This window comes from Accumulibacter sp. (assembly GCF_032229525.1).
Taxonomy (GTDB): domain Bacteria; phylum Pseudomonadota; class Gammaproteobacteria; order Burkholderiales; family Rhodocyclaceae; genus Accumulibacter.
This window is the reverse complement of sequence record NZ_JAVTWB010000167.1, coordinates 38,126-47,373: the sequence shown is the minus strand read 5'-3', so window position 1 is coordinate 47,373 and position 9,248 is coordinate 38,126. Positions and strand designations below refer to the sequence as shown.

Here is a 9,248-nt window from a genome sequence, read left to right as displayed (position 1 = left end):
GGCAGGCTCGCGCCGACTCGAACGACAGCAGGGCTTGTTTTCGTTCGCTACCCCAGCGATAGCTCCCGATGTCGCCGTTTTCGCGAATGACGCGATGGCAGGGGATCAGCACGGCGATGCGATTGCGCGCCAGGGCGGAGCCGACCGCGCGCTGTGCGCGGGGATTGCCGATCAGCGTTGCCAGCGTCCGATACGAGACCGCGTCACCGGGTGCGATACTGATCAGCGCTTCCCAGACCTTGATCTGGAAATTGGTGCCACGTAGCAGCAAGTGTAGCGGCCGTTGCTGTTCGGCAAGGGAACATGCGCGTTGGACGGTTTCCGCGAGCGCCTCATCGTTGCGTATCAGCGTGGCGTGTGGCCATTCCGACTGAAGCTGTAATACGGCAGTGGTGTCGTTGGTGGACGCCGTAAACTGCAGATGACAAAGGCCGCGCTCGGTGCTGCCGGCGATCACCCGTCCGAATGGCGTCGGCCCGAAGCCGTAGGTGATGACCAGTCCTTCGCCCAGCGAGCGGACCTCGCCCGGCGTCACGGCATCGCAGGCGACCATCAGATCGTGTAACCTGCCAGGCCCCGACAGGCCCGCTGCGTACGCTGCGGCGAGGACGTCGTGCTGCGTTCGCAGTAGGGACCTGGCGTGCTCGGTGGTCAGGTATTGCAGAAAACGCTTGGGTGAAATTCCCGCCCAGACGCTGAAGGTGCGTTGGAGATGAAACGGGCTGATGCCGACGTGGTCAGCGATTTCCTCAAGTCCCGGCTGGCCAGGGGTGTTTTGTCTGAGGAAACGGATCGCGCGGGCGACCGTTTCATACGCCCGGCAGCGCTCGTCGAACGGGTTCACGCGGCTTGCCTCAGGCGCTCGAGAACGCCAGTGGTGAGCGCGATACCGGTCAGAATCAGCGCGCCACCGAACAGCGTATGCCAGCCAACCGCTTCGTCGAGAAAGACCGCCCCCCAGAGAACGCCAAAGACGGGGATCAAAAAGGTCACGGAAAGCGCGCGTGTGGGTCCGACATCGTCGATCAGCCGGAAGTACAGCAGGTAGGCGGCGCCGGTGCACACCACCCCCAGCAAAGATACGGCAGCCCAGTCGCCAGCGTCGGGAAGATGGCGAACGGGCGCCAGAAAAAACAGCGGCAGGACGACCAGACTGGCCATCCACATGCTGCCGTGCGCGTTGTCGAAGGGCGTCGCCACGCCAGGGCGTGCCTTGGCATAGATGCTGGCAATGCTGTACGACAGGGGGGCGAGCAGCCCGGCGGCAATCGCCATCCACTCACCGGCGTTGGCCAAGGCGATGTTCTTGCCGACCAGCACGCTGACGCCGGCGAGGCCACAGCCGAGACCGAGAGCGACGGCGCCGGTCAGCGGGGTGCGCAGCCAGAGGGCGCCAATCACCGCTCCGAAAAGTGGCGAGGTGGCGTTGAGAATCGCCAGCAGCGACGCGGGGAGCGACAGCGCGGCGTAGGCGAAGAGGAGAAAGGGCAGGGCCGAGTTCAGTAGCCCGACGGTCAGGAAATGCTTCCAGGTGCGCCTCAGTTCGAGAGGGCGTTTCAGCCACCGGCTTGCCAGCCAGAGGAATACGGCGGCAATGCCGACGCGGAACATGATCAACGCTACCGGGCCGAAGGCGGGAACGCTGACCCGCATGAAGAGAAACGAGGCGCCCCAGATCGCGGCGAGGCAGAACAGTCTGATGATGCTGGCGGTATCCATTGGCGTCTTCGTCGAATTGTGGTGTGGCTTGATTGTCGCCGTGTCGGCTGGCGCCTGCCACCCGATTCTTGCTCTTTCGGGAGCGCGCGGGCATTGCTGGTACGACAACGGATCGCGCCCTTTCGGCCTGGCCATTACGACGGTTTCGCGACCCTCGGGGTCGATTTTTCGCGGCCAGGTGAGGGGACTCCCCGGCGTCGCCGACGCGGCTGCTCGCTCGCCGGGCGCGCGGCGAATCCGGCCTCGCGGCGTTACCGGGCGTGGTCGGTGCGGGCTGAGCGGAGTGTCTCCTGGACCCGTGTCCCCGGGGCTAGCGACCGCCCTTGCTGCCACCCTTGTCCCAGCCATAGCGAATGGTTCTCTGCCAGCGGGTCTCCGCTTGGCGCAGGCCGTTGCTCGGGCTTGGCGAATACCGCTGCGTGGGCGTTTTCGGGGTGGGCGTCGCTTGCGGCTTGCTTGGGCGGGAAGGCTTGTCGGTCATTGCGGAGGGCTGGGATCGTGTGTCTGGCGCTATGGTAAACTTTGCGCCCATTCTAACGCTGAAGAGAAAGCCATGTCCGGCAACACCCTTGGCACGCTGTTCACCGTCACTTCGTTCGGTGAGTCGCACGGTCCGGCAATCGGCTGCGTGGTCGATGGCTGTCCGCCCGGACTGGCGATCAGCGAAGCCGACATCCAGGTCGAACTCGACCGTCGCCGGCCGGGGACTTCGCGCCATGTGACGCAGCGGCGTGAACCCGACCAGGTCGAGATTCTGTCGGGCGTTTTCGACGGCAGAACGACGGGCACGCCGATTGGTCTGCTGATTCGTAATCAGGACCAGCGCAGTAAGGATTACGGCAATATTGCCGAAACCTTCCGCCCCGGGCACGCCGACTACGTATACACGCAGAAGTACGGTTTTCGTGATCATCGCGGTGGCGGCCGTTCGTCGGCGCGCGAGACGGCGGTGCGCGTCGCCGCGGGGGCCATCGCCCGCAAGTGGCTGGCGGAGCGTTACGGGATCACCATCCGCGGCTGGATGAGCCAGCTCGGGCCGCTCGAGATCCCCTTCCTTGACGATGCCGAGATCGCCAACAATCCGTTTTTCGCGCCGAACGCGGCGATCCTGCCGCAGCTCGAGGACTACATGGATCAACTGCGCAAGGCCGGTGATTCGGTCGGCGCGAAGATCTCCGTCGCCGCCAGTGGCGTACCTCCTGGTTGGGGTGAGCCGGTCTATGACCGCCTTGACGCCGAGATTGCTTACGCGATGATGAGCATCAACGCGGTGAAGGGGGTCGAAATCGGGTCCGGTTTTGCCAGCGTTGCGCAGCGGGGCAGCGAGCACGGCGACGAGATGACGCCGCGGGGCTTCCTCACCAACAACGCCGGCGGGGTACTCGGCGGCCTATCCACCGGGCAGGATATTCTGGTCAACCTGGCGATCAAGCCGACGTCGAGCATTCGTTTGCCGCGACGTTCGATCAGTCTCGATGGCAGCGCAACGATAGTCGAAACGCACGGTCGGCATGACCCCTGTGTCGGCATTCGGGCGACGCCGATTGCCGAGGCGATGCTGGCGCTGGTGTTGATCGACCATGCCCTGCGCCACCGTGCGCAGTGCGGTGATGTGGTCTGCAGCATGGCGCGTATTGCCGGTGCGGCGGACGCGTGACGGCCAGTGGTCGCACTGGTTATAATTCCCGGGTCTGGTCGTGCAGTGGGCCGACCAGGATCAGAAAGAGGCCATGATCATGCACGTTGAGCACCACGATCTTCACCACGAGTTCCCCGAGTATCTGGATTCGATTCACGCCCTGAAAGCAGCGAGCGAGCCGTTCGGCCACATGTATGATGAATACCAGAATCTGACCCGGGAGGTCGAACGTCTCGAGGAGGAAGACCTGCCGGTCGGCGATTTCACCATCGAGAACATGAAGAAACACCGCGTCTTTCTCAAGGACCAGATGTACCGGATGCTGGTCGCACACAAGAACGGCGACTGAGCCGATCCTCGCCGGGGTGGTTCGGCGCATCCGGTAGAATTGCCGGATGCATGCTTTGCCCTATTGGCGCCTCTCCGGCTACTACTTTTTCTATTTCGCCTTCATCGGCGCGTTTTCACCGTATTTCGGGCTCTATCTCCAGTCGCTGTCGTTCTCGGCCTGGGACATCGGATTGCTGATGTCCCAGATGCAGCTGATGCGCCTGTTCGCGCCCTATTTGTGGGGCGCGCTGGCCGATCGTCTCGGGCAGCGGGTGGTCATCGTCCGTCTGGCTGCCGTACTCAGCCTGATCGGATTTTCCAGCTTCTTTAACGTGCGCAGTTTCGAGGCCATGCTGGTCGCCATGGCGCTGTTGGCCTTCTTCTGGAGCGCCGCACTGCCGCTGGTCGAAACGGTAACTTTCGACCATCTGCGTGAGCAGCCGGCACGCTACAGCCGAATCCGGCTATGGGGCTCGATCGGTTTCATTGTCGCCGTGATGGCTACCGGCGCCTTGCTCGATCAGGTGCCCCTGTCCGGCCTGCTGTGGGTGATTGCCGCGACGCTGGTCGGCATTCTGGTCTATGCGCTGGCCGTTCCCGAGGCGCCGTCGCACGGGGCCTCGGGCGATCACTTGCCGGTTGGCGAGATCGTGCGTCAGCGGCGCGTCAAGGCCCTGTTTGCCGCGTGTTTTGCCATGTCTGCGGCACACGGGGCGCTTTACGTCTTCTACTCGATCCACCTCTCCAGTCACCAGTACAGCAAGTTTCTGGTCGGCTGCCTGTGGTCGCTCGGGGTGCTGGCAGAGATCGTGATCTTCTTTTTCATGGTTGGCTTGCTGCGCCGGTTCGGACTACGTACCATTCTTCTGGTCAGCTTTTCGGCGGCGATAGTGCGCTTCCTGATGATCGGCTGGGGCGTCGACTGGTTGTGGGTGATCGTCCTCGCGCAGTTGCTGCATGGCTTGACCTTCGGTGCCTATCATGCGGCAGCCATTGCTGCCGTCAATCGGTGGTTTCCCGGGAGTTGCCAGGCGCGTGGCCAGGCCTTGTATTCAAGCCTGTCGTTTGGCGCTGGAGGTTTGGCGGGCAGCTTGCTGAGTGGCTGGACCTGGGATGCCTGGGGTGCGGCGCCGACCTATACGCTGAGTTCGGCGTTCGCCGTCCTGGGCCTGATCTTCGTCGCGTTGGGCGTCAAGAAAGCCGATCTGGATGCGGTCGCCAACCGGCTTCCGACGCCAATCAACGAGACTTCGCAGCGGTTTTGAGGTGCTTGATGAGATTGTTCCATGTTCGTCAATGCGGATTGGCCGTGCTGGCCGCCATTCTCGCCGCGGGCTGCGCGACGACGCGGACCACCGGTGGCGGAACGGTTGGCGTCGAGCGCGACCAGACCATGCTGGTTTCGTCGGCCACGGTCGATCGCTCGGCCGCCAAAGCCTATCGTGAGACGATGGGCGAAGCGCAGCGCAAGAACCTGCTCAATCGCGATGCGCAGCAGACCGAGCGGGTGCGCGCGATTGCCAGGCGGCTGATCCCGATGACTGCTGCTTTTCGCGCTGACGCGCCCGGCTGGCAATGGGAAGTCAACGTCGTCAGTTCAAAAGAACTCAATGCCTGGTGCATGCCAGGTGGCAAGATTGCCGTGTACACCGGTTTGATCGAACAACTGCAGGTTTCCGACGACGAACTTGCCGGTGTGATGGGACACGAGATTGCGCATGCGCTGCGTGAGCATGGTCGGGAAAAAGCTGGCCAGTCCGCTGGACTGAACGTTGCAGCGATGCTTGGCGGGGCCCTGATCGGCGCTTATTTCGGTGTCGATGCCGGCCTCGGGCAGAGCATGATCGGTAGCGTTGGCGACCTCGCGTTCATGCGCCCCAACTCGCGCGAGATGGAGCAGGAAGCCGACCGTATCGGCGTCGAACTTGCTGCACGAGCCGGTTACGACCCGTATGCGGCGATCTCCCTGTGGGAGAAAATGGGACGGGTGTCCGGAGGGCAGCCGCCGCAGTGGCTGTCCACTCACCCGTCACACCAGTCGCGGATCGCCGATCTGCGTGTCTACGCGCAGCGCGTGCAACCGCTTTATGTAGCGGCGCGTGCTGCTCACTGATTCCTGGCTCTGACCAACACAGCCGTTGAGCCGGCGCTGACAGCGGCCAGCGCGGTGTGACATAATTCTGCCCTCTCTCTAGTGGCCCGCCGGGGCCGCACTTTGTCGGATTGCCGATCTATGCCGCAGACCTTGTACGAAAAGCTTTGGCAGGACCATGTCGTCCATCAGGAGGCCGATGGTACCGCGCTGATCTACATCGACCGCCACCTGGTGCACGAGGTGACCAGCCCGCAGGCCTTCGAAGGCCTCAAGCTGGCCGGCCGCAAGCCCTGGCGGGTCTCGTCGATCGTCGCCACTGCCGACCACAACACGCCTACCGATCACTGGGATCGAGGAATCGAGGACCCGATATCGCGCCTGCAGGTCGAGACCCTGGACGCCAATATCAGGGAGGTCGGTGCGTTGGCCTATTTCCCGTTCAAGGACCCGAGTCAAGGTATCGTGCACGTCGTCGGTCCGGAGAGCGGGGCGACGCTGCCTGGCATGACCGTCGTCTGTGGCGACTCGCATACCAGCACGCACGGCGCTTTCGCGTGTATGGCACAGGGCATCGGCACCTCGGAGGTCGAGCATGTCCTGGCGACACAGTGCCTGCTGCAGAAGAAGTCGAAGACGATGCTGCTGCGTGTCGATGGCGTGCTCGGCAAGGGCGTTACGGCGAAGGATGTCGCGCTGGCGATCATTGCTCGTATCGGCACCGCCGGCGGCACCGGCTACGCCATCGAGTTTGCCGGCAGCACGATTCGCGGCTTGTCGATGGAAGGGCGGATGACGCTTTGCAACATGGCCATCGAAGGCGGTGCGCGCCTTGGCCTGGTGGCGGTCGACCAAGTGACCATCGACTACCTGCGGGGTCGCCTGTTTGCTCCGCAGGCGGAGCAGTGGGCGCCGGCCGTCGCTCGCTGGCGCACGCTGCGCAGTGACGATGGCGCCGAGTTTGATTGCGTGATCGAGCTGTCTGCCGACGACATCAGGCCGCAGGTCACCTGGGGTACGTCGCCTGAAATGGTGGTGCCGATCGATTCCTGCGTACCGGACCCGGCGCAGGAGTCTGATCCCGTCAAGCGCGAAGGAATGGAACGGGCGCTGGTCTACATGGGTCTGAGGGCAAGCTTGCCGATCCGCGAAATCAGCATCGACAAGGTTTTCATCGGCTCATGCACCAACTCGCGCATTGAGGACTTGCGCGCCGCCGCTGCCGTGGTGCGGGGCAGAAAGGTGGCGAGCAGTATCCGCCTCGCACTGGTTGTCCCGGGTTCGGGGTTGGTCAAACGGCAGGCAGAGGACGAAGGGCTGGACGAGGTTTTTCGTGCTGCCGGTTTCGAGTGGCGTGAGCCGGGCTGTTCGATGTGCCTGGCGATGAACGCCGACCGCCTTGAAGCCGGTGAGCGCTGTGCCTCGACGTCGAATCGTAACTTCGAGGGGCGGCAGGGGGCCGGTGGGAGAACGCATCTGGTCAGTCCGGAAATGGCCGCAGCAGCGGCGATTGCCGGGCATTTCTGCGATGTACGCGATTTGCTTTGATTTGAAGGAGAGATGATGAAACGCTGGTCAATGATTCTGGTGGCGATCATTTCGCTGATTTCGTTCAGCGCCTGCAACACCATGCAGGGCGTCGGCAAGGATGTCGCCAAGGGTGGTGAGGCGATCGAGAAAGCCGCCAAGTAAGGCCGTTGCGCAAGGAGAAGTATGGACAAGTTCGTTTGTCTTGATGGCCTGGTGGCTCCGCTCGACCGGGCCAACGTCGATACCGATGCGATCATTCCCAAGCAGTTCCTGAAGTCGATCAAGCGCTCCGGCTTCGGTCCGAACCTGTTCGACGAATGGCGCTACCTGGATGTTGGCGAGCCCGGGAAAGACAATTCGCAGCGGCCGCCCAAGCCGGATTTCGTCCTCAATCAGCCTCGCTATCAGGGCGCGCAGATTCTGCTCACCCGCAAGAACTTCGGTTGCGGCAGTTCGCGCGAGCACGCGCCCTGGGCTTTGCTCGATTATGGCTTCCGGGCGGTGATCGCCGAGAGCTTTGCCGACATCTTTTTCAACAACTGTTTCAAGAACGGTATCCTGCCGATCGTTCTGTCGGTTGCCGAGATCGACGCCTTGTTTGCGCTGGTGGACGAAACGCCGGGCTTTCGGCTGCTCGTCGATCTCCAGCCGCAACGGGTGGTGCGTCCGGACGGCAAGGCCCTATCGTTTGCGGTCGACTCGTTCCGCAAGGAATGCCTGCTCAACGGCTGGGATGATATCGGCCTGACCTTGCGTCATGCCGACTTGATCAAGGCCTTCGAGGAGAAGCGCCGAATCGAGCAGCCTTGGTTGTTCGCCTGAAGGAAGTGGAATGAAGATCTGTGTTCTCCCGGGAGACGGAATCGGCCCGGAAATAATGGCTGAAGCGGTGCGCGTACTGGAAGCTCTCGATCTCGGTTGCGAGATGAGCGAAGTGCTGCTCGGTGGCAGTGCGGTCGATGCCACCGGTGATCCCTATCCGGAGGCAACGCGCCGGCTCGCTGAGGGTGCCGATGCAGTGTTGCTCGGTGCCGTCGGTGGTCCGCAGTGGGACGGCTTGCCGCGCGCCCAACGTCCGGAACAAGGCCTGCTGGCCATTCGCAAGCATCTTGGGCTGTTCGCCAACCTGCGCCCGGCGATTCTCTATCCGGAACTGGCCAACGCCTCGACGCTGAAAAACGAGATCGTCGCTGGTCTGGACATCCTGATCGTGCGCGAACTGACCGGTGACATCTATTTTGGCCAGCCACGCGGCATCGAGATGCGCGACATCGATGGCCAGCCACAGCGCTTCGGTTTCAACACCATGCACTACAGCGAGAGCGAGATTCGCCGCATCCTGCGAGTCGCTTTCGAGGCGGCGCGCAAGCGCAGCGGCCGGCTGTGCTCGGTGGACAAGATGAACGTCCTGGAAACGACGCAGCTATGGCGTGACGTGGCTATCGAGACGGCGGCCGACTATCCCGACGTCGAACTCAGCCACATGCTGGTCGACAATGCCGCGATGCAACTGGTGCGCAATCCGAAACAGTTTGACGTGATCGTCACCGGCAACATGTTCGGCGATATTCTGTCGGATGAGGCGGCGATGCTCACCGGCTCGATCGGCATGCTGCCTTCGGCCTCCATGGATGCCAACGGCAAAGGCTTGTACGAGCCCTGTCACGGTTCGGCGCCGGACATCGCCGGTCAGGGCATCGCCAACCCGCTGGCGACGATCCTCTCGGCGGCGATGATGCTGCGCTATACCTTTGCGTCCGATGGCGCCGCCTTGCGCATCGAAGGCGCGGTCAAAAAAGTACTCGCTCAAGGCTATCGGACAGCCGATATCTACGAGCCGGGGACGAGGCAGGTGGGTACGCGGGCGATGGGTGACGCCGTTCTGGCCGCGTTGAGCGTCGGCTGAGTGGGTTGAGTCAATGGGATTTCTGGCAGAGG

General features: G+C 62.9%; 10 protein-coding genes. 8 read left to right on the top strand and 2 right to left on the bottom strand.

Going from position 1 to position 9,248, the window contains the following annotated elements; genetic code table 11:
* Positions 1 to 844: methylated-DNA--[protein]-cysteine S-methyltransferase (locus RUW20_RS12930; protein WP_313952644.1), on the bottom strand; the 844-nt coding region annotated here is incomplete at its 3' end.
* A complete protein-coding gene (locus RUW20_RS12925) occupies positions 841 to 1,719 on the bottom strand; it encodes a DMT family transporter (RefSeq protein WP_313952643.1) in 879 nt (292 codons plus the stop codon). The genes RUW20_RS12930 and RUW20_RS12925, both read right to left, overlap by 4 nt.
* A 553-nt stretch (positions 1,720 to 2,272) precedes the next feature.
* On the opposite strand from RUW20_RS12925, the gene aroC reads away from it, so the two are divergent.
* The 8 genes from aroC (at position 2,273) to leuB (ending at position 9,216) form a co-directional block, all read left to right on the top strand.
* Positions 2,273 to 3,376 carry a chorismate synthase gene (aroC, locus tag RUW20_RS12920; protein ID WP_313952642.1) on the top strand — a complete coding sequence of 368 codons (1,104 nt, stop codon included), beginning with the start codon at positions 2,273 to 2,275 and terminating at the stop codon, positions 3,374 to 3,376.
* Positions 3,377 to 3,449: 73 nt separating this feature from the next.
* The gene (locus tag RUW20_RS12915; RefSeq protein WP_313952641.1) at positions 3,450 to 3,707 is read left to right on the top strand and encodes a DUF465 domain-containing protein; all 258 of its coding nucleotides are present in this window, start codon (positions 3,450 to 3,452) and stop codon (positions 3,705 to 3,707) included.
* 46 nt (positions 3,708 to 3,753) lie between these two features.
* Positions 3,754 to 4,953: an MFS transporter gene (locus RUW20_RS12910; RefSeq protein ID WP_313952640.1), complete on the top strand. Its 1,200-nt coding sequence runs from the start codon at positions 3,754 to 3,756 to the stop codon at positions 4,951 to 4,953.
* 8 nt (positions 4,954 to 4,961) lie between these two features.
* Positions 4,962 to 5,801 carry a M48 family metallopeptidase gene (locus RUW20_RS12905; RefSeq protein ID WP_313952639.1) on the top strand — a complete coding sequence of 280 codons (840 nt, stop codon included), beginning with the start codon at positions 4,962 to 4,964 and terminating at the stop codon, positions 5,799 to 5,801.
* A gap of 120 nt (positions 5,802 to 5,921) precedes the next feature.
* Positions 5,922 to 7,328 (top strand): 3-isopropylmalate dehydratase large subunit, encoded by a 1,407-nt coding sequence (gene leuC, locus RUW20_RS12900; protein WP_313952638.1) that lies wholly within the window; start codon positions 5,922 to 5,924, stop codon positions 7,326 to 7,328.
* A gap of 30 nt (positions 7,329 to 7,358) precedes the next feature.
* Entirely contained in the window at positions 7,359 to 7,472 is a 114-nt protein-coding gene (locus RUW20_RS12895; protein WP_409559363.1) for an entericidin A/B family lipoprotein, read from the top strand.
* A 21-nt stretch (positions 7,473 to 7,493) separates the two neighbouring features.
* A complete protein-coding gene (gene leuD, locus RUW20_RS12890) occupies positions 7,494 to 8,132 on the top strand; it encodes a 3-isopropylmalate dehydratase small subunit (protein WP_313952636.1) in 639 nt (212 codons plus the stop codon).
* A 10-nt stretch (positions 8,133 to 8,142) separates the two neighbouring features.
* Positions 8,143 to 9,216, top strand: coding sequence for a 3-isopropylmalate dehydrogenase (gene leuB / locus RUW20_RS12885; protein ID WP_313952635.1), 1,074 nt, complete (start codon positions 8,143 to 8,145; stop codon positions 9,214 to 9,216).
* Positions 9,217 to 9,248 lie beyond the last annotated feature (32 nt).